At 70.0% G+C, this 25,157-nt stretch carries 26 protein-coding genes and 1 tRNA gene; 8 read left to right on the top strand and 19 right to left on the bottom strand.

Features of this window, described 5'->3' with window-relative positions; all coding sequences use genetic code 11:
• The first annotated feature begins 49 nt into the window (after nucleotides 1-49).
• Together BOSE127_RS01410 and BOSE127_RS01415 are read left to right on the top strand one after the other, a co-directional pair.
• The gene (locus tag BOSE127_RS01410) at nucleotides 50-1,330 is read left to right on the top strand and encodes a Gfo/Idh/MocA family protein (RefSeq protein ID WP_081612345.1); all 1,281 of its coding nucleotides are present in this window, start codon (nucleotides 50-52) and stop codon (nucleotides 1,328-1,330) included.
• Between the two features lie 66 nt (nucleotides 1,331-1,396).
• Entirely contained in the window at nucleotides 1,397-2,419 is a 1,023-nt protein-coding gene (locus BOSE127_RS01415) for a LacI family DNA-binding transcriptional regulator (protein WP_042540619.1), read from the top strand.
• 71 nt (nucleotides 2,420-2,490) lie between these two features.
• Here BOSE127_RS01415 and BOSE127_RS01420 read toward each other — a convergent pair whose 3' ends face one another.
• Nucleotides 2,491-2,946 (bottom strand): winged helix-turn-helix transcriptional regulator, encoded by a 456-nt coding sequence (locus BOSE127_RS01420; protein ID WP_140448843.1) that lies wholly within the window; start codon nucleotides 2,944-2,946, stop codon nucleotides 2,491-2,493.
• 84 nt (nucleotides 2,947-3,030) lie between these two features.
• Here BOSE127_RS01420 and BOSE127_RS01425 point away from each other — a divergent pair, with 84 nt between their 5' ends.
• Nucleotides 3,031-3,726 (top strand): SDR family oxidoreductase, encoded by a 696-nt coding sequence (locus BOSE127_RS01425; RefSeq protein ID WP_017888299.1) that lies wholly within the window; start codon nucleotides 3,031-3,033, stop codon nucleotides 3,724-3,726.
• 84 nt (nucleotides 3,727-3,810) lie between these two features.
• Here BOSE127_RS01425 and BOSE127_RS01430 read toward each other — a convergent pair whose 3' ends face one another.
• From BOSE127_RS01430 to BOSE127_RS01440, 3 genes are all read right to left on the bottom strand, one after another.
• Nucleotides 3,811-4,374 carry a GrpB family protein gene (locus tag BOSE127_RS01430; RefSeq protein ID WP_159556035.1) on the bottom strand — a complete coding sequence of 188 codons (564 nt, stop codon included), beginning with the start codon at nucleotides 4,372-4,374 and terminating at the stop codon, nucleotides 3,811-3,813.
• A complete protein-coding gene (locus BOSE127_RS01435) occupies nucleotides 4,371-4,889 on the bottom strand; it encodes a GNAT family N-acetyltransferase (RefSeq protein ID WP_236559477.1) in 519 nt (172 codons plus the stop codon). The genes BOSE127_RS01430 and BOSE127_RS01435 overlap by 4 nt, the downstream gene beginning before the upstream one ends.
• Before the next feature lie 163 nt (nucleotides 4,890-5,052).
• A complete protein-coding gene (locus BOSE127_RS01440; RefSeq protein ID WP_159556036.1) occupies nucleotides 5,053-7,239 on the bottom strand; it encodes a CHAT domain-containing protein in 2,187 nt (728 codons plus the stop codon).
• Between the two features lie 444 nt (nucleotides 7,240-7,683).
• On the opposite strand from BOSE127_RS01440, the gene BOSE127_RS01445 reads away from it, so the two are divergent.
• Nucleotides 7,684-8,292 carry a sce7726 family protein gene (locus tag BOSE127_RS01445; protein WP_159556037.1) on the top strand — a complete coding sequence of 203 codons (609 nt, stop codon included), beginning with the start codon at nucleotides 7,684-7,686 and terminating at the stop codon, nucleotides 8,290-8,292.
• On the opposite strand, the gene BOSE127_RS01450 is transcribed toward BOSE127_RS01445, so the two are convergent.
• From BOSE127_RS01450 to serS, 6 genes are all read right to left on the bottom strand, one after another.
• Nucleotides 8,261-9,331 carry a beta family protein gene (locus BOSE127_RS01450; protein ID WP_159556038.1) on the bottom strand — a complete coding sequence of 357 codons (1,071 nt, stop codon included), beginning with the start codon at nucleotides 9,329-9,331 and terminating at the stop codon, nucleotides 8,261-8,263. The two genes, BOSE127_RS01445 and BOSE127_RS01450, sit on opposite strands and share 32 nt — an antisense overlap.
• A gap of 285 nt (nucleotides 9,332-9,616) precedes the next feature.
• The gene (locus BOSE127_RS01455) at nucleotides 9,617-10,027 is read right to left on the bottom strand and encodes a hypothetical protein (RefSeq protein WP_159556039.1); all 411 of its coding nucleotides are present in this window, start codon (nucleotides 10,025-10,027) and stop codon (nucleotides 9,617-9,619) included.
• Nucleotides 10,028-10,057: 30 nt separating this feature from the next.
• On the bottom strand, nucleotides 10,058-10,525 hold the full coding sequence (locus BOSE127_RS17270; RefSeq protein WP_236559478.1) for a hypothetical protein: 468 nt from the start codon (nucleotides 10,523-10,525) through the stop codon (nucleotides 10,058-10,060).
• 491 nt (nucleotides 10,526-11,016) lie between these two features.
• Nucleotides 11,017-11,101 (bottom strand) — tRNA-Ser (locus tag BOSE127_RS01460).
• A gap of 82 nt (nucleotides 11,102-11,183) precedes the next feature.
• The gene (locus BOSE127_RS01465; protein ID WP_156463825.1) at nucleotides 11,184-12,047 is read right to left on the bottom strand and encodes an HAD family hydrolase; all 864 of its coding nucleotides are present in this window, start codon (nucleotides 12,045-12,047) and stop codon (nucleotides 11,184-11,186) included.
• The gene (gene serS, locus BOSE127_RS01470) at nucleotides 12,044-13,306 is read right to left on the bottom strand and encodes a serine--tRNA ligase (RefSeq protein WP_159556040.1); all 1,263 of its coding nucleotides are present in this window, start codon (nucleotides 13,304-13,306) and stop codon (nucleotides 12,044-12,046) included. The genes BOSE127_RS01465 and serS overlap by 4 nt, the downstream gene beginning before the upstream one ends.
• Before the next feature lie 55 nt (nucleotides 13,307-13,361).
• Here serS and BOSE127_RS01475 point away from each other — a divergent pair, with 55 nt between their 5' ends.
• Nucleotides 13,362-14,432, top strand: a complete 1,071-nt coding sequence (locus tag BOSE127_RS01475; RefSeq protein ID WP_159556041.1) for a diacylglycerol/lipid kinase family protein — start codon at nucleotides 13,362-13,364, stop codon at nucleotides 14,430-14,432.
• Between the two features lie 67 nt (nucleotides 14,433-14,499).
• Here BOSE127_RS01475 and pheA read toward each other — a convergent pair whose 3' ends face one another.
• The 4 genes from pheA to BOSE127_RS01495 form a co-directional block, all read right to left on the bottom strand.
• The gene (gene pheA, locus BOSE127_RS01480; protein WP_017888294.1) at nucleotides 14,500-15,456 is read right to left on the bottom strand and encodes a prephenate dehydratase; all 957 of its coding nucleotides are present in this window, start codon (nucleotides 15,454-15,456) and stop codon (nucleotides 14,500-14,502) included.
• A gap of 62 nt (nucleotides 15,457-15,518) precedes the next feature.
• Nucleotides 15,519-16,064, bottom strand: a complete 546-nt coding sequence (locus BOSE127_RS01485) for a MarR family winged helix-turn-helix transcriptional regulator (RefSeq protein WP_042540579.1) — start codon at nucleotides 16,062-16,064, stop codon at nucleotides 15,519-15,521.
• Nucleotides 16,065-16,092: 28 nt separating this feature from the next.
• A complete protein-coding gene (locus BOSE127_RS01490) occupies nucleotides 16,093-16,563 on the bottom strand; it encodes a hypothetical protein (protein WP_017888292.1) in 471 nt (156 codons plus the stop codon).
• Nucleotides 16,560-17,969, bottom strand: a complete 1,410-nt coding sequence (locus BOSE127_RS01495) for a molybdopterin-dependent oxidoreductase (RefSeq protein WP_159556042.1) — start codon at nucleotides 17,967-17,969, stop codon at nucleotides 16,560-16,562. Before BOSE127_RS01495 ends, BOSE127_RS01490 begins: the two co-directional genes overlap by 4 nt.
• A gap of 87 nt (nucleotides 17,970-18,056) precedes the next feature.
• On the opposite strand from BOSE127_RS01495, the gene BOSE127_RS01500 reads away from it, so the two are divergent.
• Genes BOSE127_RS01500 through BOSE127_RS01510 form a run of 3 tightly spaced genes read left to right on the top strand, consistent with a single transcriptional unit; the run spans nucleotide 18,057 to nucleotide 20,806 of the window.
• A complete protein-coding gene (locus BOSE127_RS01500) occupies nucleotides 18,057-19,496 on the top strand; it encodes a glycosyltransferase 87 family protein (RefSeq protein ID WP_071250655.1) in 1,440 nt (479 codons plus the stop codon).
• 5 nt (nucleotides 19,497-19,501) lie between these two features.
• Entirely contained in the window at nucleotides 19,502-20,554 is a 1,053-nt protein-coding gene (gene moaA, locus BOSE127_RS01505; RefSeq protein ID WP_159556043.1) for a GTP 3',8-cyclase MoaA, read from the top strand.
• Nucleotides 20,555-20,557: 3 nt separating this feature from the next.
• On the top strand, nucleotides 20,558-20,806 hold the full coding sequence (locus BOSE127_RS01510; RefSeq protein WP_159556044.1) for a MoaD/ThiS family protein: 249 nt from the start codon (nucleotides 20,558-20,560) through the stop codon (nucleotides 20,804-20,806).
• Between the two features lie 159 nt (nucleotides 20,807-20,965).
• Here BOSE127_RS01510 and BOSE127_RS01515 read toward each other — a convergent pair whose 3' ends face one another.
• Genes BOSE127_RS01515 through BOSE127_RS01535 form a run of 5 tightly spaced genes read right to left on the bottom strand, consistent with a single transcriptional unit; the run spans nucleotide 20,966 to nucleotide 25,139 of the window.
• The gene (locus BOSE127_RS01515; protein ID WP_017888287.1) at nucleotides 20,966-22,066 is read right to left on the bottom strand and encodes a calcium:proton antiporter; all 1,101 of its coding nucleotides are present in this window, start codon (nucleotides 22,064-22,066) and stop codon (nucleotides 20,966-20,968) included.
• A gap of 12 nt (nucleotides 22,067-22,078) precedes the next feature.
• A complete protein-coding gene (locus tag BOSE127_RS01520; RefSeq protein WP_159556045.1) occupies nucleotides 22,079-23,119 on the bottom strand; it encodes an ABC transporter ATP-binding protein in 1,041 nt (346 codons plus the stop codon).
• Complete coding sequence (locus BOSE127_RS01525; protein ID WP_159556046.1) at nucleotides 23,116-23,916, bottom strand: ABC transporter permease; 801 nt, start codon at nucleotides 23,914-23,916, stop codon at nucleotides 23,116-23,118. Before BOSE127_RS01525 ends, BOSE127_RS01520 begins: the two co-directional genes overlap by 4 nt.
• Before the next feature lie 3 nt (nucleotides 23,917-23,919).
• Complete coding sequence (gene modA, locus BOSE127_RS01530; RefSeq protein ID WP_159556047.1) at nucleotides 23,920-24,726, bottom strand: molybdate ABC transporter substrate-binding protein; 807 nt, start codon at nucleotides 24,724-24,726, stop codon at nucleotides 23,920-23,922.
• A complete protein-coding gene (locus BOSE127_RS01535) occupies nucleotides 24,723-25,139 on the bottom strand; it encodes a TOBE domain-containing protein (RefSeq protein WP_017888282.1) in 417 nt (138 codons plus the stop codon). Before BOSE127_RS01535 ends, modA begins: the two co-directional genes overlap by 4 nt.
• Between the last annotated feature and the right edge of the window lie 18 nt (nucleotides 25,140-25,157).

The raw sequence follows: 25,157 nt of genomic DNA on the forward strand, positions 1-25,157 counted from the left end.
CGGAGCGACCCGCTCGGCGACGCATCCCACACCCCTGGAAAGGTCACTGATGATCTCTGTCGGAATGGTCGGCGCGGGCCAGTTCGCCCCCCAGTTCGCCAAGCTGTTCAAGCTCCACCCCGACGTCGACCGGGTCTACGTCACGGACCTCGTCGACGAGCGGGCGTCCGAACTCGTCGAGACGCAGCACCTCGACGGCACCTTCGACGACTTCGACGCCGTCCTCGCCTCGGACGTCGACGCCGTCGCGATCTTCACGCAGCGCTGGACCCACGGCCCGCTCGTGGTCAAGGCCCTGCGCGCCGGCAAGCACGTGTACTCCGCCGTTCCGATGGCGATCTCGGTCGACGAGATCCGCGACATCATCCAGGCGGTCCGCGAGACCGGCCTGACCTACATGATGGGCGAGACGAGCTATTACAACCCCGCGACGGTGTTCGCCCGCAAGCAGGTCGCCGCCGGCGCCTTCGGTCGGGTCTTCTACGCCGAGGGCGACTACGTGCACGACATGGACCTCGGCTTCTACGCCGCGTACCAGTACAGCGGCGGCGACGAGTGGAAGCGCACCGCCAGCTACCCGCCCATGCTCTACCCGACGCACTCCGTCGGCGGGGTCCTCGGCGCGATCCCCGGGCACGCGGTCAGCGTCAGCTGCATCGGCGTGAAGGACGACCGCGGCGACGGCGTCTTCGACAAGGACGTCAGCCAGTTCGACAACGACTTCTCGAACGCCACCGCCCTGTTCGAGCTCGACAACGGCGGGGTCATGCGCATCAACGAGATGCGTCGCGTCGGCTACCCGTCGCACATCCGCGAGTCGCGCTTCCGCTACTTCGGCACCGAGGCCAGCTTCGAGCAGCTCGCGAAGACGAGCGTGTGGCAGGACAAGGAGGACTCGTACGACATCAGCGACAAGATCGACACCCAGGCGACGATGTCCCTCGACGACCCGCGCCTGGCCGACGTCGACCCGTCCCTGCGTGACGCGTTCGTGTCCGGCTACGCCGAGGTGCACGACACCGACCGTCTGCCCGCCGAGTACGACGGCGTGCCGACCGGGCACGAGGGTAGCCACCAGTTCCTGGCCGACGACTTCGTCCGCGCCGTCGTCGACCGGACCCTGCCGCCGGTGAACGCCTGGACCGCCGCGCGCTTCACCCTGCCGGGCATCATCGCCCACCAGTCGGCGCTGCAGGGCGGCGCCCGGCTCGAGGTGCCGGACTTCGGCGACGCCCCGGAGACGACGAACGCCGGAGCGACGCCCGCGACGCCGACGAGCGCACCGACGTCAGCCGGCAGCACGTCGTCGGCTACGATCGCGTCCGAGTAACACGTGTCGTTCGGGTGCCGGTCCGTCGTGGCCGGCACCCGAACGACGCTCCCGGACCCGACGAAGGTGGCACCCGTGACCGTCCCGACGAACCCGAGGGCGGTCACCCGCGCGGACGTCGCCCGCTACGCCGGTGTCAGCACCTCCGTCGTCAGCTACGTCGTGCACGACGGCCCCCGCCCCGTCGCCGCCGCCACCGCCGCACGTGTCCGCGAGGCCATCCGCGTCCTCGGCTACCGCCCGAACGCGAGCGCCCAGGCCCTGCGCACCGGCTCGTCGAAGATGCTCGGCCTGATCGTTCCGGAGCTCGACAACCCCTTCTGGTCCGAGCTCGCCGTCGCCGTCACGCACGCCGCCGCAGCACGCGGCTACGACGTCCTGCTCGCCAACAGCGACGGCGATGCCGCCCAGGAGCGTGAGCGGCTCCGCAGCCTCTCAGCCCGCCAGGTCGACGGCGTCATCGTGACGAGCATCATGACCCACCCGGACCTGTCGACCGTCACCGACCCCGGCCTGCCGATGGTCCTGCTCAACACGTTCTTCGAGGTCCCCGAGTACGCGAGCATCGGTGTCGACGCCCTGCGCGGCGCCCTCGACGGGACCCGCCACCTGGTCGAGCACGGCTACCCCTCGATCGGGCTGGTGATGGGACACACCGGCTCGATGGAGCTCCGCGAGCAGGGCTGGATGCGTGCCTTGCGCCAGGCCGGCCTGCCCGACGGGCCCATCGTTCGTACCGACTTCACCCGCCGCGGTGGCTACGAAGCCGGACTCCGCATGTTCGCCGACGAGACCGGGCCCCGAGCCGTCTTCGTCAGCTCGGACATGCAGGCGATCGGCGTCATGCGGGCACTGTGGGAGCTCGGTCTGCGGGTCCCCGAGGACGTCGCGATCGTGTCGTTCGACGGCGCGGCCGAAGCGGACTACACGAACCCGCAGCTCACCACGGTCCGGCAGCCGATCGAGACGATGGCGGTCGCCGCGGTCGACCGTGTGCTCGGCCTCGACGCCGACAACCAGTGGCACCGCGACCTGGTCCCCGCCGAGTTGGTCCTCGGCGCGAGCTGCGGGTGCGACGTGCGTCGCTGACGCACCCAAAAGCGGACTGGAGGTTCGGGGGCGGGGCCGCCACGGGCCTCCTGTCCGTCAGCTGGTCGCGTTCAGGGCGCCGGCTCCATGACGGCACGCAGGCGCGCGGTCGGGATGCGCTGCTGCGCATCCACCGTCACGGCGGCGGCCTCGACCGCCTCGCCGCTGACGGCGTCGACGAAGCGCAGGTCCGACGGCCGCTCGGACGGGCGGTGCCGGTCGGCCCAGCCACCGAGGGCGAGCAGCACGAGCGACAGGTCGCGGCCGGCGCCGGTCAGGACGTACTCCTCGCGGGCACGGGCTCCCTCGGGCTTGTAGGTCGTGCGCTCGAGCACTCCCCCGTCGACGAGTGAGGCCAGGCGTGCGGTCAGGACCTCGCGCGGGATGCCGAGGCTCTGCTGGAACTGGCTGAAGCGGGTCGAGCCGCCGAGGGCGTCGCGGACGATCATGAGCGTCCACTTCTCGCCGAGGACGTCGAGGGAGCGTGCGATGGGGCAGCGCTCGTCGCCGCCGAGGATGCCGAGCATGTGTTCATCCTAGCTGGGTTCGATTTCCGGACACAACGTGCTAGGTTCGGTTTCCGTACTCATCTTCTCTTCTCTGGAGCACTCGTGACCAACCTCACCAACGCCGTCGTCCTCGTCACCGGAGCGAACGGCGGCCTCGGCGCCGAGTTCGTCCGCCAGGCACTGGAGCGTGGCGCCACCAAGGTCTACGCGACCGCCCGCAACCCGCGCACCTGGGACGACGAGCGCATCGTCCCGCTCGCCCTCGACGTCACGAGCCAGGAGAGCGTCGACGCCGCAGCCCGCGCCGCGGCTGACGTGACCGTCGTCGTGAACAATGCCGGGATCGCCGGCTCCGACCCGCTCGTCGACGTCTCCGTCGAAGAGGTCGAGCGCATCTTCGCCACCAACGTCTTCGGCGCACTCCGCGTCGCCAAGACCTTCGCCCCCTCGATCGCGAACGGTGCGCTGATCGATGTGCACTCCGCCCTGAGCTGGGTCGCCCTCGCCGGCGCGTACTCGGCGTCGAAGGCTGCGTTCTGGTCGATCACGAACTCCCTGCGCCTCGAGCTCGCGCCCCAGGGCACCCAGGTCGTCGGCGCCCACCTCGGCTACACCGACACCGGCATGATCGCCGACCTCGACGTCGAGAAGTCCGACCCCGCCGACATCGTGCGTTCGATCTGGGACGCGGTCGAGGCCGGCGAGCACGAGGTCCTCGCCGACCAGGTCAGCCGCGACGTCCGTGCCGGCCTGAGCGCCCCGCTCACTGCGCTCTACCCGATGCTCGCCAGCGCCTGAGACCTGTTCCCGTTCGGGCGCTGACGGTTCTGGTTCACGATCACCCGGATTCCTGAACCAGAACCGCCACCCGCCCCGATCGCGTCAGCCGCCCGCGCCGCGGTCCGTGATCCGACGGTTCGTGGCGGTGATGGCGGCGCGCTCGTCGTCGGACAGGCCACCGACGCCCAGGATCCGTCCCAGCACCTCGCTCTTGCGCTCGATGTAGTCGTCGATGTCCTCGGCCTCCGTGGCTGCCCGGCGCTTCACCGCGGCGTACTCGTCGCGGAGCGCCGGGTCGGCACGCAGCACGTCGCGGACGGCCAGGTGGTTCCGCAGCGCGAGCGACCCGGCTGCGACGACGTAGGTGTTCGTCGGGGCGAAGCGCTCCGGAGCCCGGAACGCCTGCCGCCCCGGAACCCCCAGGTCACCACGCGGCGCGAACCCGATCGTCGCCATCGCCGCCACCGCGGCCGGCACGTCATCGGTGTCCACCACGACGTCGACGTCGAGCACGGGCTTCGCCGCCAGGCCCGGCACGGACGTGCTGCCCACGTGCTCGATGCTCCGGAACGGCACGTCGGCGTCGTCGAGTGCGGCGGCGTACGCATCGTGCAGCTGCCGGAACCGCTCGGGCCACTCACCCCGGTACTCGACGACCTCGATCACGGGGCCGGCGTCGGCGCGAGGAGCTGGAACATGACGTGGTCGCGCCAGACCCCGTCGATCTTGATGTACTCCGGCGCGAAGCCGTACCGGGTGAAGCCGGCCGACTCGAGCGCGCGCTGCGAGCCGACGTTCTCGGGCAGGGTCTCGGCCTGCACCCGGTGCAGACGGAGCACGTCGAACGCGTGATCGGCGGCCGCGCGGACAGCGCGGGACGCGTGGCCTTGGCGCGTGCGGTCGGCGCGGATCCAGTACCCCATCGCGCACGACTGCAGGGCGCCACGGACGACACCGCTCAGCGTGATGCGGCCGAGGAGTTCCCCGTCGGTCGACTCGATGACGAAGGGCACCGCGTTGCCGGACCGCTGCGCGGCGAGGGCCTGCGTGATGACGTCCCGCTGCCCGGACTCGGTGAAGTACGACGGTGCACGGGCCGGTTCCCACGGTCGCAGGTGGTCGGCGTTCTCGGTGATGACCGCAGCCAGGACGGCCGCGTCGTCGAGGCGGAGTGGGCGCAACCGTGTGTCCATCGCGGGGGTTTTTGCAATTCGCTTCTCGGGCGTCGTAGCAGCGATCCGCGACGGGCCATCGCCGGTTTTGCATACGCGCGAGGGGTGACTTTGCATACGATCACGGTAGCGAGCGGACATTCCGGCGGCGGTGCCGGGGTGTGTCGGGCTGTCAGGAGAAGGTGCCGGGCCGTCCGGAGAGCCGATAGAGCATCCAGTCGCTCCGCTGATCGGCGGGCACAGCGGCGAGCTGGCTTCGCCAATTTGGCCAGAGGGCGTCAAGTTTGGCTCGCAGTGTGGCGTCCTCGTCTACCACGTCGGGGTTGGCGCAGCAGCGGCGAGTGAACGCGTATGCGGCCCAGATGTCTCCGTGTGCTGCGAGTTCGGTGTGCAGGATGATCGCGAAGTACGTGGCGATGAAGTCGTTGACGGGTGCGGCGGTGGAGATGACGCAGCCGGCGCCGCGTTGGAGGAAAGCTATGTCGAGGGGGACAGCATCCATCGGCTGGAGGGTGCCGTACCGGCCCGCGCCTGTGGAGCAGGCTGAGAGGACGACGAGCGCTGGGGGCGTGTCGAAGCGGGTGAGAAGCACGTCGGTGGCTGATAGGGGCGTGCGTTGTGGTCCATCGATCTGGAGCGAGATGTCCGATTGTGCGGGTCCGGTGTGGCCGTGCCCGGCGAGGTGCAGGATCGTGCCCGGCTGGCTGAGGTCGAGAGCTGTTGCGCGAGTTGTAGACCAGGCATTGGCGACGAGTTGCAGTTCGAGGTCGAGGGTGTCGAGGTGGTTCGGGCCATCGCCAGCGGAACCGTAGACCGTCACCGTGGGTTCATCAGCACGTGAGGTTGGCACAACCACGTCAAGGGTGTGCGTGTACGTGGCTCGATCGAACCCGACTCGGAGGAGCGACTCGTGAAACGGAAGCGCATAGATCGCGCCTGCGACGTTCACGAACACGTGGTGAACGCCGTCGCTGATGAGTTCCGAAAGGTCGGACAGGACGGTCGCCAGGCGGCCGCAGAGGTCGTTGACGTCGTGGGTGCCGGCGAGCAGATGGACGTGCTCGGAGACGTCGAATTCACGTCCCTGAGGGCCGCTGTCGGTCGTCCAGACTGCGCGCACGCCGAGTTGCGCGGACGCGTCTTCGGAGTAGGTGAAGACGAGGTACGCTTCGCCGCGTTGCAGGTGGTGGTGCGCGAGGTGATGGTCAGGTCGCGGTAGCCGGTTGCGTTCCGCGATGACACGCTGTCGAGTTGCCGCGACCAGATCCGCGTCGATGGGGGCTCCGAGCGAGGCTGCTGCTGCTGCGGCCGACTGTGCACGCAGATACTCGTCCCACCGCGTTCGGAGAGGACTTTCGGGCGCACTGCTCGCAACGTCGTCAACGGCCCAGAGTGCTTCGAATGCCGCGCGTTCGGCGGCCGCCGCACCGTCTAGTACGCGCTCCTGCTCGCTCGCCCACCACATCATTCGAGGCATCGCAGCGTCGCGGGCGCGCTGGACGAGGATGCCGATGATCGCTACGACGTCGTCGGTCAGGTCGACGTACCAGGATCCGAGGTACTGCATTGTGCCCGACTGATCCAGTTGAAGCAGGTCCATTCGGATCCGACCAGTCGCGCCGAGCAGCGCAAGCTCGGCGACGTCCTGCTGACTGTGCAACGGGTACCCGAAAGTCATGACCGCTGGTTCTTCATCGTCGAACGGCACGTGGTAGATCATGACGTTGCGTCCACGGTCAATTCCAACCCGCACGTCGGGGTTGTACGCGGAACGGCGATACGCCGCCGCTTCCTCATCGTTCTCGGCAACCACCACCCATTCGGACACAGCACCGGTGGAAGCGACCAGCGCACGTCCATTCACGCTGACCACGAGGTCCCGCAGCCACGGTGGGATGGCCGCACCGTCGTCCGGCCACCCGATCACCTTCGGCAGTTCGATGACCCTCGCAACCGTGTCGAGCGCCCACGCCGAAACTGCAACATCCCGCGGTTCACACCAGAACTGCTCCAACTGCGTCGCAGGAATCTGATCCTCAGGCACTCCGCTCAACTTCAATCGCTGAAGCCATGGATCGACATCGGACAGCGGATGCGGATCCGGCCCGGACACCGACGGAGCCTCCGTTCGCGGTGCCGAACCATCGCCGCGCGGTTGCGGTCGCGGGACTGTCGGCAGCCAAGACCGAAGATGGGACTTCAATGCTGGCGACAGCAGCCCAAACTCGCTGCCAAGCTCGAACAAGGCCTGCCATGTTTCCTCAAGCGTGAGGACAACCCGAATGTCGGCCGACCCAATGCGCCACCCGTGCACGCCCACATCGCGGATCACAGCTGTGTCCAACAGGTCGACTGGCATCCCCATCGCATCCGAAGCGACACCCCGTTGGTGCATTAGCCCGATGTGCACATAGGCGAGAGCCCGGTCCAGCTCCGAGTAACCCTGCGATGCGGCTTCCCACTTCGCTCGCTGCCGTGGAGGCAGGGACGATAGAACGCAACTCGCAACTCGACGCACCCATGCGCGACGCGCCTCACCGCTCATGGCGACACCCCCACGTCGGCATCGTGTCACAATTCGATGGCCCCCGCTTGCAGCTGCCTCATCTGAGGTCTTTGGCGAGTGTGAACGTGCCGATCAAGCACCTCATGCCCAGCGAGGGTGCACTCGACGGCATCCGTTCAGAAGTGAACGACGACCGCACGGAGGGACCGCACAGCCGGACGCTCGGAACTAGAGTTGGCGGCATGCTGCCCCGACGCCTCAGAGGATGCCCACTCCCGTGACCGTGATCGAGTCCGCATGACCGCCATCGCACCTTCGATGGCAGCCTCCGAACGGTCGGCTGGAACGACCGATGCAGACCTGCGTGCTGCGTTGTTGTCGCAACTCGCGCGCGCGCGGCGGCAGCAGTACATCGTCGAGGAGATGGGTATCGCCGGCGAGGCCCGAGTCGACGTCGCTCTTATCGGCGACCATTTGCACGGATTCGAGATCAAAAGCGAACGCGACTCGCTTCGCCGTCTGCCAACGCAGGTCGAGGTGTACTCACGCGTGTTTGACTACGTCACGCTCGTTGTCGACACCCGCCACCTCGACGGTGCGCGCCGGATCATTCCAGATTGGTGGGGAGTGACGGAGGCCCGCACCACACGCAGTGGGATGCGGCTGGTCCGACGCTCGCAAGCACGCCGGAACAGGACCCTCGACCCGTGGTACCTGACCAGCTTGCTCTGGCGAGATGAAGCGCTGGAAGTACTCGCGTTACTCGGATCAGATCGAGGCATGCGCTCGAAGAACGGTACCCAGCTCCGAAGGGCGCTTGTGGAGCAGGCCTCAACGAACGCCCTCCGCGACGCTGTCAGATCGCGTCTGCAGCTCAGGCGAGACTGGAGACCTGCCGCTCAGTGATTGCGATGTGGCGAAGCGTGCCCCACCTCCGCCAACCTTGCGGGTTGCTGGGACCGGTCGTCCTCGCGACGACCTGATCAATCCAAGCATCCGATTCGGTCGCGAACATATCCTTGTAGAGCGGATGCCTGGTCAAATCGGTGAGCGCATCTACCATCGCTTCACCTCCGCGGCCAGAGCCGCCACTGCCCTTATAGAGGTCTCCCTTCGCGAGGACCCACTGCCGCCCCGCCGTATACCGGAAGAACGCGCTGAAGGACAGGAACGCCGGGTTCACCTCCCCGCCGAAGTACCACGGGTTCTCGATGCCATAGTCGAAGAAGTCCACGGTCGACTTCCCGAGCCCGGCACGGAGGCCGTACGTCGACAGCCATGTCGTCAGGTCGAGGCGCGGATGCAACATCTGGCCCTTCGGCACAGCACGGGCATCCACGAAGCCCGCCGACCCGACAGTGACAGACCGGAACGAGCGTCCTGCTGTCAGCGCGTCAACTTCGGCGTCGAGGTCCACCGGGGACGCCGTCGACGGCGCGGGACCCGCATCCACGAAGAGGTCGATCACCGCGTCAGCGAGGCCGATGGAGGAAATCAGCCCGCGGCCAGCAGCGCTGGCTCCAGTCTCCCAGTCGTCGATGGCGACGTACACTCCAACGCCGGTACCCGCCGCGGCGTGATGGGCGCGAGCAGCCGCAAGGGCAGCCGACGATGACGTAGCCCGAAGCACCGGCCGAACGTTCATTCCAAGGCGTGCGCACTCGGACAACACCCATTCCAGCGGGTGCACGCCGCGGGTGGACCCTTCCGTGCCGAGCGGCTCGATGTCGATGTACACGCTGTGTGCCCCAACCGCGTTGGTGATCCGCTCGATGACCGCATCCAAATGGTGGTCAAGCGTCTTCTTGTAGCCGCCAGCAACCCAATCCTTGTCCTGCGGCGGAATACGAAGAACCGGCTCGAAGTTTGACCACGCTGAGAAGCTAGACAACGCGGTGGCCTCGCCTGCTTTCGCGGCGAGGAACGGGCGGTAGGTGCGCGCCATGTCAATCCGATCGAGAGGGACACGCCATCGTTGTTGACGCATCGTCAATAAACCCTACTGTAGGGGTCCGCGGGCAGATCGCTCCATCAGCGCGCAGTCAAATAGGCATGTCGCGCTTGAACCGACGCCTCGCGCGAGTCAGCCTCTCAGAGGCACACACGCATCACCGCTGTCATAGGGGCAACCGCTCCCGTCCCCAACATCTCCGTGCCCGCGTACACCGCGCTCGCGTGCTCGCGTGCTCGGCAGCACTACAGGTCCGTCGACCAACTATGTGATCACAGATCACTCTGCAGGGCGAAGTGCTTCGAGCATGGCGCGGGCGCGGAGGGCGCGCGAGTCGAGGTACTCGATTCGGATCCAGATGCCTACGTAGCTGGCGAGCAGAACCAGGACCAAGAGGCCGATGATCCGAGCCGGCCCTTCCCAGGACAGCGCTGCTCCATGAGCGGAGAACGCGACGTTGAAGATGAGCCCGAGGAATCCGATGACCAGTGTGGCTGCTGCAACCAGGACGGTCAGCACCCGACCTTGCTGGCGATCTTCTGCGCGTGCGGTGAGTTCAGCGCGAACAAGACGCTGCTCGGCTGGTTGGAGTGCATCAAATTGGATGAGCGCGGCGTTGGTCGGCTTGGCGACGATCAGGTCCGTGAGCGACTGGGCGTCGTTCGGGACGACGTACTTGAAGGTGGGCATTGAGAACTTTCTGCATAGGTGGACAGGTAATCAGGGCTGTAGACGCGCTCGGGCCCAATGGAAGGCCTCCGCGGAAGCACCTCGAACGTCCCAACCCCGAAGCAGCGGCGGCGCGCCGGTCAGCAACACGCTCAGGTGCACTAGACGACGCTCCCAGGCGCGCGCGTCGGCCCCCGTCGAGGTGATCGCGTAATGCGCTTGCGTCCGGTGCTCGACCAGGCCGGCTATCACAGCTGCACGATTGGTGCGGCGGGATAGATAGCCATCATCACCGGCTGTGGCAGCGATCCAGTTCAGCTCGCTGCCGAGTCGGCGTCGCAGACCGTGATTGCCTGCGGCGGAGCCGATATAGAGGACTGCACCGTCCGAAGGGTCCACATGGCAGTAGACACCGGGAGACGCAGGGAGCGGGTCCGTGTCGGCATGGGCGAATCGAAGATCACTGTGCCGAAGGACGTCGGCGAGCGTCATCACCGAGATCGCGCGTGTTGTCGTCATACATCTCCCCCAATCGCGCCTTATCGGCTCCAAGCCCAAATCGGTTAGCTGGACAACAGGATTGAGTCGCCGAGCGAAGTCTCTACGGCGCTCTCCCCCAGTCTCAAATTCGATGCGGAGCCCAGTAGGCTCGCGCTCATAGTGGCGGCGCAGCCTAGTTCGGTGCGTGCGTTCTCGGCGGCCGCGGGTGCGGGTGCGGGTGCCACGAAGCCGAACAAGTCGCGGCGAAACCGCCCAGACCGCGCACTCCAACCCGCCCGCAATCTCGAACTTGCATACGACCGCCCACCACCTGCGATGAGCCATGAAACCCCAGGTCAGGCCTTGCAACGACGAATCTAACCGGCCCCGGACGCGCTGCGCTGCGGAAGAAAAGCTCGCCGGGCTACCGCCCGTCAGCCGGGAAAAGTCGCCGCTAGTCCGCAGTGAACAGGCGGTTACCCCGAGGAACTTCGAAAATGGGACCTTCCGAATTCCGAAAGGCCCCATCGCGGAGGGTGTGGGATTCGAACCCACGAGACATCTCTGCCCACCTGTTTTCAAGACAGGCTCCATCGGCCGCTCGGACAACCCTCCAGTGACGCGACCACGTGGCGAGACGTGATCGCGTCCCTGGAAGTCTAACGGGCCTCCAGGCAGGGGTGCGCGCGGAGGCGGACTAGCGCGGAAGCGAGTCGAGCGCCGCTGCCAAGCCGTCGTCGGCGATGCCGCCGGTGAGCTCGTTGCCGGCGTCGACGACGTCGTCGGGGGCCTGGCCCATGACGATGCCGCGACCGGAGGTCGAGGCCCAACGGAGCATGTCGATGTCGTTGCGGCCGTCTCCCGCGGCGAAGACGCGGGAACGCGGGATGTCGAGCCACTCGCGGACGCGTTCCATGGCGGTGGCCTTGGTGACGCCCTCGGGGGCGATGTCGAGCCACGAGGTCCAGCCGACGGAGTAGGAGACCTTGTGCAGGCCCATCTGCTCGACGATCTGCAGGAAGTCCTCGGTGTCGTGGCCGGGCGAGATGACGACGACGCGGGTGGCCTCGACGCCGAGCAGCTGCTCGAACGGCACGTGCTCACCTTCGACGGTCATCGTGTCGTCGGGGAAGTTGCCGGACAGCAGGAAGTGGCCGGTCTCGTCCTCGACACCGAACGCGGCGTTCTCGAGCGCACCGTGGATGGTTTGCAGCACCTCGGACGGATCGAACCGCTCGACGTGTTCGCGCACGTAGGAGCCGTCGGCGCGACGGGCCAGGACGAGCGCACCGTTGGCGCAGACCAGGTACTTCGGCCGGATGCCGAGGGTCTCGAGCAGGGGCACGGTCATGCCCTCGCTGCGGCCGGTGGAGAGCATGACCTCGTGGCCGGCGGCCTCGGCGTTCCGGACGGCGGCGACCACCGCCTGTGTGATGACACCGTCCTCGCGCATGGTGGTGCCGTCGATGTCGAGCGCGACCAGCCAGCGCTTGGTGCGCGCGGGTGCCTCGGCGCCCGCGCCCTGCTCGGATCCGTCCACGAACCGCCCCTGGGTGCTCATCGGGGCTCGATCACCTCGACGCCGCCCAGGTAGGGGCGCAGGACCTCCGGCACGACGACGGAACCGTCGGCCTGCTGGTGCGTCTCGAGGATCGCGACGATCCAGCGGGTGGTGGCGAGGGTGCCGTTCAGGGTGGCGACCGGGGCGGTCTTGCCGCTCTCGGTGCGGTAGCGGATGTCGAGGCGGCGGGCCTGGTAGGTCGTGCAGTTCGACGTCGAGGTGAGCTCGCGGAACGTGCCCTGCGTCGGGACCCAGGCCTCGATGTCGTACTTCTTCGCGGCGCTCGTGCCGAGGTCACCGCCGGCGACGTCGATCACGCGGTAGTGCAGCCCGAGGTCCTGCAGCATCTGCTCCTGGTACCCGACGAGCTTCTCGTGCTCGGCCTCGGCCTGGTCGGGGTGCACGTAGGTGAACATCTCGAGCTTGTTGAACTGGTGCACGCGGAGGATGCCGCGGTTGTCCTTGCCCGCCGACCCGGCCTCACGCCGGTAGCAGGTCGACCAGCCGGCGTAGCGGTGCGCGGTCTTCTCGATGTCGAGGATCTCGTCGGCGTGGAAGCCGGCCAGGGCGACCTCGCTCGTGCCCGTCAGGTACAGGTCGTCGGCCTCGAGCCGGTAGACCTCGGCAGCGTGCTCGCCGAGGAACCCGGTGCCGGCCATCGTCTCGGGGCGCACGAGCGTCGGGGTGATGAGCGGTTCGAAGCCCGCGGCGATCGCACGGTCGAGGCCGAGCGACATCAGCGCGATCTCGAGCCGGGCGCCCATGCCGCGCAGGAAGTAGAAGCGTGAGCCGGAGACCTTCACGCCGCGCGGGATGTCGATGATGCCGAGGTGCTCGCCGAGGTCGGCGTGGTCCTTCGGCTCGAAGTCGAACTCGGGCTTGGTGCCGACGGTGCGGAGTGTGACGAAGTCGTCCTCGCCGCCCTCGGGGACCCCGGGGAGCACGACGTTCGGGATGCTGCGGACGACGGTGTTGAAGGTGTCCTCGGCCGCGGTGACGGTGGCCTGCGCCTCCTTCACCTTGGCGGCGAGGGCCTGGGCCTGCTGCACGAGCGCGGCCTTCTCGTCCTTCGGGGCCTTGGCGACGGTCTTGCCGAACGCGTTCTGCTCGGCGCGGAGCGACTCGAACGAGGTGATCGCGCTGCGGCGGGCGGAATCGGCGGCCACGGCTTCGTCCACGACGGCCTCGGAGGCACGGCGTGCCCGCTGTGAAGCCTTGATGACGTCCGGGTTGTCGCGGAGCAGCTGTGGATCGATCACCGCTCCATCCTAGACAGGGGCAACCGCACGCAGCCTCGATCGGTAGCGTGGACGTATGTCGAGCCCTTCGGAGACCGCGCCCGCGGACCAGGACGCCCTCCCCACCGAGCAGCGGACGGCCGCGGTGGTCTACAACCCGGTCAAGGTGCACCTGCCGACCTTCAAGCGCACGGTCCAGGAACACCAGGAGCAGGCCGGTTGGGCCGAGACCCTGTGGTTCGAGACCTCGGAAGAAGACCCGGGCGGCGGCATGGCCCGCGAAGCGATCGAGGCCGGTGCCGACGTCGTCGCGGCGGCCGGTGGTGACGGTACGGTCCGTGCGGTCGCCGAGGTCGTGCACGAGGCCGGTTCGACCCTGGCCCTGCTGCCGAGCGGTACCGGCAACCTGCTCGCGCGCAACATGAAGCTGCCCCTCGACGACCTGGCTGCGAGCGTCCGGACGATCTTCCACGGCGACGACCGCAAGATCGACTTCGGCATGCTCAAGGTGGAGCGTCCCGGCGGCGAGCGCGAACGCTTCGGCTTCCTGGTGATGGCCGGCCTCGGGCTCGACGCCCGGATGCTCGTGAACACCCGGCCCGAGCTGAAGAAGAAGGTCGGCTGGCTCGCCTACGTCGACTCGCTGTTCCGCTCGGTGCGCGACGCGAACGCGTTCGAGTTCCGCTACCAGCTCGACGACGACGGCAACCACTCGCTCCGGGCGCACTCGCTCATCGTCGGCAACTGCGGCATGCTGCAGGCCGGCGCGATCCTGCTGCCCGACGCCGAGATCGACGACGGCGTGTTCGACATCGCCGTGATGCGTCCCCGCGGGTTCTTCGGCTGGGTCCGGATCGGGGCGCGGGTGTTCTGGGAGAACGGGATCCTGCGGGCGTTCCGCCGGTCGAACCTGGGCAAGACCGCGGTCGGCAAGAAGATCGTGTCGCGTTCGCGCGAGGAACGGCCCCTGCGCTACCTGCGTGGGCAGGAGTTCACGGCGCGGCTCGAGCGCCCCGACGAGTTCGAGATCGACGGCGACCCGGTGGGCGAGGTCATCGCCTTCCGCTCGCGGATCGATCCGATGGGGCTCTCCGTGCGCGTGCCGGACCCGGCGGACGACCGCCACGGCTCGCGCCAGGTGCCCTGAGCCTGACCCTGTCGTGCGGGCCGCGGGCCGCGGGCCGCGGGCCGCGGGCCGCGGGCCGCGGGCCGCGCTACCGCGCCCCGGGCTCGCCGGACACGATGGCGCGCAACCAGTCGCGCGCCTCGACGAAGGCGGCGTCCGAGTAGCGCGCCGGCACCTCGGGGCGGGCACCGTCTGCCCGCGGGTACGACCCGAGGAACGTCACACGCGGGCTGAACCGCCGCAGGCCGAGCAGCGCGTCCGCCACCCGCTCGTCGCGCACGTGCCCGTCGAGGTCGATGACGAACCGGTAGCGGCCGAGCTCGTCACCGATCGGCCGTGACGACAGCAGCCCCATGTTGATGCCCCTCGTCGCGAACTGTTCGAGCATGTCGACCAGGGCGCCGGGGTGGTCGGCGGGCAGCTCGACGATGACGCTCGTCTTGTCGGCTCCGGTCGGTTCGGGCAGCGCGAGCGTCTTCGACACGAGCACGAACCGGGTGACCGCCGAGGCGTTGTCGCCGATGGATGATGCGAGCACGACGACGTCGTGGTGGTCGGTGATGCCGGGCGGTGCGACGGCGGCGTCGGCGGTGGGGTCCGCCTCGAGCAGGGCGAGCGCCGCGGCGACGTTCGACGACGCCGGGATGTGGCCGTGGCCGGGCAGGTTCGCCTCGAGCCAGTTGTGGGTCTGCGCGTAGGCGACCGGGTGTGCGTTCACGGTGCGGACGTCGGCCAGGGTCGTGCCGGGTCGGGCGACGAGCACGAAGTCGACCGGGACCAGGTACTCCCCCACGATCCGCACGCCGGGGATCCGGGCCAGGGCGTCCTGCGTGGCGCTGACTCCGCCGTCGACGCTGTTCTCGATCGCGATGACGGCCCCGACGGAGCGGCCGGACATGACGTCGTCCAGGGCCTCACCGACGTTGTTGACGCTCCGCCAGGGCTTGCCGGCGGCGGCCTCGACGAGCTTCAGGGCCGCCTCGGTGAAGGTGCCGGCGGGTCCGAGGTAGGAGTACGTGTCGGACGGCGCGGCGGGGTCGGTCATGGGGCGAGCCTATTGCAAGCACCACGACCGACGATCGGCCGCAGCGCACCGCGCAGGGCCGCTCAGTCCGTCGCCGCACCCGTCAGCCGCTGCTCGCAGATCGCGGTGTCGTCGTCCTCGCGCGGGTAGGTCAGCGCCGCGAACCGCCCCTCGGGGTCGAGGCGCGTCAGGAGCGACGCCGCGATGCCGTCGAGCTGCGCGACCTGCTCGTCGGAGAGCGCGTCGATGACCACCCGGCGGGCGGTGCGGACGTGGTCCGGAGCGGCGTCGACGATGGTGGCGTAGCCGGCGTCGGTCAGCCGGACGTCGGTGGCCCGGCGGTCGGAGGTCGACGGGCACCGGGTGACGAGCCCGCGCTTCTCGAGCCGGGACACCACGTGCGACAGCCGCGGCAACGAGGCGTTCGTGGCCGAGGCGAGCGCGGACATCCGCAGGGTCCTGGTGTCGGTCTCGGAGAGCATCGCGATGACCATGTAGTCGAAGTGCGTCAGGTCGGCGTCACGCTGGAGCTGCTGGTCGAGCGCCGCCGGCAGGAGTTCCATGACCGCGACGAGCTTCATCCACGCGCGCAGCTGCTCGCGGGTGAGCCACGGGGTCTCCTCGGTCATGGCCTGATCATACCGAAAGGTTGTCCCTTTAACCAGTGCTGCGTACCGCGGACGAACCGGCCGAACCAGACGGCCCACCTGCGCGACGCGACCGCAGCACCCCGACCACGAGCACGACCACCACGACGACGACGAGCGCCCCCTCGACGAGCAGCAGCCGCGTGCCGTAGTCGAACGGCAGCACAGTGGGGTTCTTCTGCCCGTGGTCCTTGGCCGCGATCTCCGGCAGCACCACCAGGGCGAGCACGCTGCCGAGCACGATCGCCGCCTGCACGACGACGAGCACCCAGGCCCGCAACGAGCGTCCGGCCCGACGCAGCAACAGCCCGGCACCGACCACGAACGGCGACAGGATCGCGTCGTGCAGCACCACCGCCGCGAGCAGCCACACCCCGAGCCCGCCGATGCGCTTCGGCGTGACGGACGTCACGAGCACGTACGCCCCGAACGCGATGACCAGCACACCGATCACCACGAGCACGATCCGCGCGGCCTTCACCGGAGCACCTCGATCTTCTCGATCCACTTGGTCTGCAGCACACCGGGCCGCCCCGGAGCGATGATCCGCGCCGGGAACCCGTGGTCCAGGTCGAGTGTCGCGCCGTTCAGTTCGAGGGCGACGAGCGTCGTCGGGTCCTCGGCGTACTCCGGCCCCATGTCCATGATCCGGTAGCCGCCGTGCCGTTCCAGGCTCGTCACCCGCACGTGCGATCCCTGCGGCGCCTGCACGGCGTCGAGCAGGTCGCGCATCCGCACGCCCTTCCAGGTACCCATCTGGCTCCAGCCCTCGACGCACGAGATCGGCAGGTCGACCTGCGCGGTGCCGAGCGCCACGAGTTCCGCCCGGACGAAGGTCCGGCTCACGTCGTGGCCGACGACGGTGAGCGTCCAGTCGGCTGCGGTCGCGCTGGCGAGCACGCCGGCGGCACGCGCGGTGCGGTTGACCGGCAGGCCGTTCGCGCCGATGCCACGCCCACGGGCGCCGAAGACGTTGAACGGCTCCGCGAGTTTCGAGGACTGCCCCGCCGTGAGCGCGACGACCCCCACGGTCGCCGCCGTCACACCGGCGAAGAACCCGCGTCGGGCGATGCGCTGGCGTCGTCCGGTGGCTGCTTCCGGCGTCGGCCGGGAGGCCCGGTCCGGCTCCGGCACGTCGGCCGTCGGCTGGGCGGGACTCGGCTCCTCGGACACCTCGCGGGTCTCCGGGGCCGCGTCCGGTCCGGTGGGACGGGACTCGGCGCCGCCGGCGGCGGCGTCGACGCCGTCGACGCCGTCGACGCCGTCGACGCCGTCGATCCAGCGGAACACGCGGCCCAGCAGGCCGGGGGCGGTGGACCCGGCGGTCTCGGCGACCGCAGCGCTCGGGGCGGACGCACCACGATCGTCCAGGCCCGGTGGGAGCAGCTCACTGCCGGACGCGGGGTCCGCGATGAACCGGCCGTGCACGTCGTAGGAGTCGCGCTTCCGCCAGTAGCGGGCGATGACCCGCAGCTTGGCCGCGATGTGGATGGCCAGCGAGCCGATGATCACGTACGCCATCGCGTTGTGCACCTGGCGGAACGGGAACGGCCACGGGTACCACTGGTACGTGTTGAGCAGGCCGGTGACGACCTGGATGATCGACGCGGACACGAGCACCGCGATCGACAGCCGCTCGAGCAGGTGCAGCACGCCGCGCACCGGCGGCACCTGCACCAGGGCGGGCATCACGGTGTTGAGCTTGGCGAGCAGCAGCGGGATGATCGCGATACCGGTCGTGATGTGCAGGCCCTGCGTGAACTGGTACAGCTGCGTCGGCCGTGTCGGGAACCGCATCCAGCCGAGCGGTTCCTGCAGCAGGTGGCTGTAGATCCCGGTGCCGAAGCAGATCAGGAACGCGATGCCGAGCAGGCGTCCGAGCACCACCGCCGAACGGGCGTTGCGGTTGGGGGACGCCAGAGCTGCTCGTCCGTCGTGCAGCAGACGCTGGACGCCGGATAGCCTCGACGCACCATGAGCGACCGACTGCGTGCCCTCCGACCGTCCCTGGCCGACGGCACCGCCGCGCGGATCGGCACCGTGCTGGCCGTCGTCGGAGTGCTGGCCCTGTCGGGCGTCATCGCCGTCGGCGTCACGCATCTGGGGTTCCTCCGATCGGGCCATCGTTCTGCATTCGTTGCGTGGACGCTGATCGCTTGGACCGTCTTCGTCATCGCCGTGCTCGCGGTGCGCTTCGTGCCCGTCCGGTGGATGACCACCATGGTCATCGGCGGAGCGGTGGTGATCGGCATCGCTGCCCTGGTCGGCCCGCCGAACACGAGCACCGACTCCGCTCGGTACGCGTGGGACGGCATCGTCCAGCATGCCGGTGTCTCACCGTACGCGCACACCCCCCAGTCCGCGGCACTGTCCGGTCTGCGACCCGACTGGTTGTTCCCCGACAAGGTGGACGGCACGTGCGACCCGCTGAAGCCCCGGTTCCGCGGACTCGGCGACGGCGCCGACGGGCACTGCACCGCGATCAACCGGCCGGACGTCACGACGATCTACCCGCCGATGGCGCAGCTGTGGTTCGCGGCGGTGCGGTTCTTCGTGCCGGCGACGGCGCAGTACCTGCCGTTCCAGGTCGCCGGCCTGCTCGTGTCGCTCGGCGTGACCATCGGGCTCGTCGTGGTGCTCCGCCGGATCGGCCGTCCGACCTGGTGGGCGGCGCTCTGGGCCTGGTCGCCGCTCGTCGCGTCCGAGGCGGTCACCAACTCGCACGTCGACGTCGTCGGCGCCGCACTCGCCACGGCCGGTGTCGTGCTCGTCGCGTTCGGCAGGCCGATCTGGGGCGGGATCGCGCTCGGGGCCGCGACCGCGACGAAGCTCATCCCGGCGATCGTGTACCCACCGTTGCTCGGCCGCGGGCGGGCGTGGTGGGCGATCCCGATCGGCATCGCAGTGTTCGGGCTGCTCTACGTGCCGTACGTGCTGACGACCGGACTCGACGTGCTCGGGTACCTGCCCGGCTACCTGAACGAGGAGGGCTACGAGGACGGCTCCCGCTTCGCGCTGGTGTCGCTCGTGGTCAAGGGCGACGCCGGGACCCTGGCGGTCGGGCTCCTGGTCCTGCTGGCGGCGTTCGTCGCGTGGCGGTTGTCGGACCCGGCGCGCCCCTGGTCCGGCGAGGTCCTGATGATCGGTGTGACGTTCCTCGCCGTGACCCCGCGCTACCCCTGGTACGCGCTGCTGCTCATCCCGTTCGTGGTGCTGTCCGGGCGGTGGGAGTGGTTGTCGATCGGTCTGGCCATCGCGCTGCGCGGGGTGTGGCCGTCGGCGGACGCCTACCGGTGGTGGCTGCTCGCGGCCGTGGCGGTCATCGTGGTCGTCACGCTGCTGCGGACGAGCCGGTCGGACTGGCGCCGGTGGTGGGAGCGGCTGACGTTCCGGCGCGTGGAGCACGTACGCTGACGACCATGGCACCCGCGACCCTGCTCGGCACGACCGGCTCCGTGGACCCGGCTCCCACCGGGCTCGTCGACCGCTTCGGGCGTCGCGCCGTCGACCTTCGGGTTTCGCTCACCGAGCGCTGCAACCTGCGCTGCACGTACTGCATGCCCGCGGCCGGGCTGCCGTTCGCCCCCGACGAGGCCCTGATGACGGCGACCGAGATCGAGCGGCTGGTCCGGATCGGCTCGGCGCGGTTCGGTGTCCGCAAGGTCCGGTTCACCGGCGGCGAGCCGATGCTGCGGCACGACCTGGTCGATGTGATCGCCCGGTGCGCCGCACTGCCCGACGCCCCGGAGCTGTCGCTCACCACGAACGCGATCGGCCTGGCCCACCGCGCCCAGGGCCTGTACGACGCCGGACTGCGGCGCGTGAACGTGTCGCTCGACACCGTCGACCCCGACGTCTTCACCACCGTGACCCGACGCCCGTTCCTCGACAAGGTCATCGCCGGGCTGTCGGCCGCGCACGACGCCGGGCTCGACATCAAGGTGAACGCGGTGCTGCTGCGCGGGATCAACGACGAGGCCGCCCCGGAGCTCCTCCGCTGGTGCCTGCAGCGTGGCTACGAGCTGCGGTTCATCGAGCAGATGCCGCTCGACCCCGACCACGCCTGGGACCGCACCGAGATGATCACCGCGGCCGAGACCCGCGCGCTGCTGGCGACGTCGTTCGTGCTCACGCCGGACGACGCCCCGCGCGACGGCGCCCCGGCCGAGCGGTACCGCGTGCACGACGCCGTCACCGGCGAACCGCTCGGCACCGTCGGGATCATCGCGAGCATCACCGAGTCGTTCTGCGCCGACTGCACCCGCACCCGGCTCACCGCCGACGGCCACGTGCGCAGCTGCCTGTTCTCCGACGAGGAGACCGACTTGCTCGGGCCGATGCGCTCCGGGGCAGACGACGACCAGGTCGCCGAGCTGTGGCGGCTCGCGATGTGGGCGAAGCCCCGCGACCACGGTGACGACAGCGACGAGCTCGTGCACCCGACCCGCGGCATGAGCGCGATCGGCGGCTGAGCCATGACCACGATCCGGTTCTTCGCCGCGGCCCGGGCTGCCGTGGGTGTCGACTCGCTGACCACGTCGGGCGCCACCATCGACGCGGCCCTCGGAGCGATCGACGAGGCTGCCGTGGCGAATCCTGCGCGCTGGAGTGCGTTGCAGGAGCGCTGCTCGTACCTGGTCGACGGTGTGACCACGCGCGACCGGGCGACCTCGCTGTCGGGCGTGGAGGTCGTCGACGTCATGCCGCCCTTCGCCGGGGGCTGAGTTCGGCGGCTGAGCGGCGCGCCCGTTCCTTCCCAGAACACCCGCGATGCCTGGTGCTTCCGGGCATACCTGGTGCGAACTTCCGACCAGGTACGCCCGATTCGACCAGGCACGCCCGAAACGACCAGGCGCCCGCCCCACGCCCGCCCCGCCCGCGCCCTACGGCGAGACGGACAGGACGATGAACGCGGCGAAGATCACCAGGTGCACCCCGCCCTGCAGTCGCGTCGCACGACCGGGCAGCACCGTGAGCACCGCCGCGACGATCGTCAGCGCGAGCAACACGATCTGCGACGGCCCGAGGCCGAGCAGCAGGGTCCCCGGCATGAACAGCGACGCGACCGCGATCGACGGGATCGTCAGCCCGATCGACGCCATCGCGGACCCCATCGCCAGGTTCAGGCTCGTCTGGATCCGGTTCCGCGCGGCGGCCTTCGACGCGGCGATGCCCTCGGGCAGCAGGATGAGCAGCGCGATGACGACGCCGACGAACGACGGCGGGAAGCCGACGGCGGCGACCCCGGCCTCGATCGCGGGCGACTCCACCTTGGCGAGTCCGACCACGGCGACGAGCGCGACGACGAGCAACCCGAGCGACACCATCGTGGTGCGGCCGGACGGGCGTGCGGCGTGGGCGTCCTCGGACTCGACGAGCACCCCGCCGGCACGGTTGACCGGCAGGAAGAAGTCGCGGTGCGCCACGGTCTGCGTGACGACGAACAACCCGTAGAGCACGAGTGACGCGATGGCGACGAACACGAGCTGCGTCCCGGTGAAGGACGCGTCGTCGGTGCCGGTGGTGAACGTCGGCAGCACCAGGGTCAGCACGGCGAGCGCGGCCACCGTCATGGTCGCGGCGCTCGCACCCTCCTGGTTGAAGCGCACGGTGTTGTGCCGCAGGGTCCCGATCAGGATCGCGAGGCCGACGAGCCCGTTCATCGTGATCATCACCGCCGAGAACACGGTGTCGCGCGCCAGGGTCTCGGCCTGCGCACCGCCGGAGCTCGACAGCGAGATGATGAGCGCGACCTCGATGATCGTCACGGCGACGGCCAGCACGAGCGACCCGAACGGTTCCCCGACCCGGTGCGCGACGACCTCGGCGTGGTGGACGGCCGCGAGCACCGTGACCGCGAGCACGACGGCGACGACGACCACCACGGCGGTGCCGAGTCCGTAGCGGCCGTACGAGAACGCGAGCACGACGGCCGCCAGGATCGGCGTGGCCACGGGCCACACCTTGGGGAACCAGGAGGTCATCGGACCATTGTCTCAACCGCGGGGCGCGTACACCGCCACCTCGGCCGCGGGGACGTCGATGCGCACCGCGTCGCCGGGGACGATGCCGAGCGCGGTCAGCCGGGCGAGCGTCAGGTCCGCCACCAGGTCGCCGGCGCGGACGCGGACCAGTCCGTCGCGCGGCTCGAGCGACGAGACGGTGCGCACGGCTCCGGCGCCGTCCCGCGTCAGCACGGCGGCCGTCGGGTGGAAGGCGGCCAGGGCGGGCCGGCCGGGAGGCACGGCGTGCGTCCCCGACGTCAGCGCGCCCCCGCCGTCGATCGCGATCCCACCCCCGGTGGCGGTCCCGCGCACCAGCGCGAGCCCGGAGAACGTCGCGGCGAACGCGCTGGTCGGACGACCGAGCACGGCCGCGGGGGTGCCCTGCTCGACGACCCGACCGCCCTGGAGCACGACGACGCGGTCGGCCAGGGCGACGACCTCGACCGGGTCGTGGGTCGCGAGCACGGCGGGCCGGCCGGCGACCGCGGTCCGGAGCGCTGCGCGGACCTCGTCCTGCGCGCCGACGTCGAGCGCCGAGGTCGGTTCGTCGAGCAGCAGCACCGCGGGGTCGGTGGCGAGCGCGCGGGCGATCGCGACGCGCTGCGCCTGACCGCCGGAGAGCGTCCGGGGGTCGCGGGCGGCCAGGTCGGCGACCCCGACGGCGTCGAGCGCATCGCGGGCACGCTCCCGGGCGGCGGCGCGACCGGCGCCGGCGGCACGGGGTCCGAAGGCGACGTTCCCGACGACGTCGAGGAACGGGAACAGGTCGGGCCGCTGTGCGACGAGCCCGGTCCGGCGGCGGTGCGCGGGGACGGTGTGCCGAGGGTCCGACACCCGGACGCCGTCGAGTTCGATCCGGCCAGCGTCGATCGGCAGCAGTCCAGCCAGGGCCTCGAGCACCGTGGACTTGCCGGCACCGTTCGGCCCGATGACCGCCACGCACTCCCCCGCACGGACCTCGATCGTGACGTCGACGTCCCGCGACCCGACGACGACGTGCGCCCGGACGGCCACGGTTTCCGCGCCCGTCACGCCAGTGCTCCGCGGGTGCGGATCGACGACGCCCCGATGACCACGACGGCGACCACCACGAGCACGACGGCCAGGGCCACCGCGGTGTCCGGGTCGACCTCGCGCTGCAGGTAGACCTCGAGCGGCAGGGTCCGGGTGACCCCCTGCAGGCTGCCGGCGAAGGTCAGGGTCGCGCCGAACTCGCCGAGTGCCCGGGCGAAGCAGAGCACGAGCCCGGACACGATCCCCGGCAGGACCCGCGGCGTCGTGACGGTCAGGAAGGTCCGGGTCGGCCCGGCGCCCAGGGTCGCGGCGACCCGCTCGTACCGGTCGCCCTCGACACGGAGCGCCCCCTCGACCGAGGACACCAGGAACGGCATCGCGACGAAGGTCTGGGCGATGACCACCGCGGTCGTGGTGAACGCGACGTGCAGGCCGTGGTCGTCGAGGAACGCCCCGACCACCCCGAGCCGACCGAAGGCCGCGAGCAGGGCGAGACCACCGACCACCGGCGGCAGCACGAGCGGCAGGAGCACGACGGCCCGGGCGACGCCGACCCAGCGCGACCGCGACCGCGCGAACAGCACGGCGAGCGGGTACCCGAGGACGAACGCGACGCCCGTGGCCGCGAGCGCCGTGCCGAGGCTGAGCCCGAGCGCGGTCAGCGACGCAGTGGAGGTCACGAGCCCGACGAACGACGACCAGTCCACCCGACCGAGCATCGCGAGCACCGGCACGACGACGAACAGTCCGCCGAGCACCGCGGGCAGCGGGAGCCACCACGCGACCGGCGGCCGTCCGTTAGCGCGCGGCGCCACGGGTCAGGGCTGCCCGAAGCCCGCGGCGGAGAGCACGCGCTGCCCGTCGGCGGAGCGCACGTACTCCGCGAACGCCTTCGCGAGCTCCGGGTCGGCGGACTGCTGCAGCACGCCGATCGGGTACGTGTTGACCGCGTCCCCGGACTCGTCGAAGGGCACGCCGTCGACCTTGCCGTCCGCGCCGCGCACGTCGGTCACGTAGACCAGTCCGGCGTCGGCCTGCCCGGACTCCACCTTGCCGAGGACGTCGGTGACGGACTGCTCCTCGCTGACCGGGCGCAGGTCGACACCGGCGGCTCGCTCGACCTTCGCGGCCGCGGCACCGCACGGCACGGGGGCGGCGCACGTGACGAGCTGCACGCCCGGGGCGCGCAGGTCGTCGAGCCGCGAGATGCCCTTCGGGTTGCCGGGTGCGACCGCGATCTCGAGCGTGTTCGTGGCGAAGTCCTGCGGCGATCCGCTCGCCAGGTCGTCCGACGACAGCTTCGCCATGTTCGCCTCGTCCGCCGACGCGAACACGTCGGCGGGAGCGCCGTTCTGGATCTGGCCCACGAGGTCACTCGACCCGGCGAACGAGAACCGGATCGAGGCGCCGGGGTGCGCCTGCTCGTACTCCTTGCCCAGGGTCGTGAAGGTCTGCTGGAGCGACGCCGCGGCGAAGACGGTGATCGAGCCGGTCGGTCCCTCGGTACCGGAGCCCGACGGCGTCGACGCGCCCGGGCCCGTGTCCGCAGCGCAGGCGGCGAGCCCGGTCGAGACGGCAACCGCGAGGGCCAGTGCGGCGGCGGACCGGAGGCGACGACGACTCATCGCTCGTCCTCGTGTCGGGTGGGCGCCTCGACCGCGACCATCGTGGCCTTCACGGACGCCACCGCGACGGACCCGATCTCGAGCCCCAGGTCGCGGACGGCCTCGGCGCTCATCAGGGACACCACCCGGTGCGGGCCGCACTGCAGTTCGACCTGCGCCATCACGGTGTCGACGACCAGGTCGGTGACGATCCCGACGAAGCGGTTGCGGGCCGAGCTCGTCACCGCCGCTGCCGGGTCGGTCAGCTCGGAGCTGCGTTCCCGGGCGTACGCAGCGACCTCGCGCCCGTCGACCACCGCCCGCCCCGCGTCGTCCGTGGCACGGGTGAAGGTGCCGCCGTCGACGAGCCGACGCACGGTGTCGTCACTGATCCCGAGGAAGGCCGCAGCGTCCCGTACCCGCAGTTGCGTCATGATCCACCGATCCTAGCC

The organism is Curtobacterium sp. 8I-2 (assembly GCF_902506155.1).
GTDB lineage: Bacteria > Actinomycetota > Actinomycetes > Actinomycetales > Microbacteriaceae > Curtobacterium > Curtobacterium poinsettiae.